The organism is Antribacter gilvus (genome assembly GCF_003946865.1).
Taxonomy (GTDB): domain Bacteria; phylum Actinomycetota; class Actinomycetes; order Actinomycetales; family Cellulomonadaceae; genus Antribacter; species Antribacter gilvus.
The window spans coordinates 1-747 of the sequence record NZ_QXTH01000043.1 but is presented as its reverse complement, the minus strand read 5'-3'; the positions used below and the strand labels follow the sequence as shown (position 1 = coordinate 747).

At 71.1% G+C, this 747-nt stretch carries 1 protein-coding gene; it reads left to right on the top strand.

Annotated elements, in window-relative coordinates; all coding sequences use genetic code 11:
• Positions 1-30 precede the first annotated feature (30 nt).
• Positions 31-747: vanadium-dependent haloperoxidase (locus tag D1350_RS23455; protein WP_125778468.1), on the top strand; the 717-nt coding region annotated here is incomplete at its 3' end.

The window sequence follows — 747 nt, the reverse complement described above, 5'->3', positions numbered from 1 at the left end:
CCTCGCTGGGGCAGCACGAAGCCGTTCTCGATGACCAGCGGGTCGCAGTTCCGGCTCCCGGCACCGGCCGGGGCGACGTCCTACGCCGGGCTGCTGGCCAGCCCCGTCTACCAGGAGCAGCTCGCCGAGGTCCGCAGCCTGGGCGGGGCAACCTCCACGACCCGGACGGCCGAGCAGAGGGACATCGCGTTCTTCTGGGCCAACGACACCAACGGTACGTACAAGCCCCCTGGCCACATGCTCGAGATCACCCAGACGGTCGCCCAGTCGCGGAACGTGACCGACGCCCGTGCCGTCGCGCGCCTCTTCGCCGAGGCGTCGCTGGCGATGGGTGATGCGGGGATCGCGGTCCGTGATCAGAAGTTCCTCACGAGCATCGACCTGTGGCGCCCCGAGTCCGCGATCAACGAGGACCCGATCCTGGCCCAGCGCGACCCGTCCTGGCAGCCGCTGCTCACCGACCCCGTCACCGGAGCCCACGTCAGCCCCTGCTTCCCCGCCTACACCTCCGGCCACGCCACCTTCGCCGGCGCCTGGGCCGCCGTCATGGCAGCCCACTTCGGCGACGCCGTCACCTTCACCGCCGGCACCGACGACCCCCACATGCCCACCGGCTACACCCGCACCTTCACCTCGTTCTCCCAGGCCGCCGCCGAGAACGCCCGCTCACGCGTCTACCTCGGCGTCCACTTCCAGTTCGACGCCGACGGCGGACTCCAGATGGGCGGCAACATCGGCCGCTGGGTC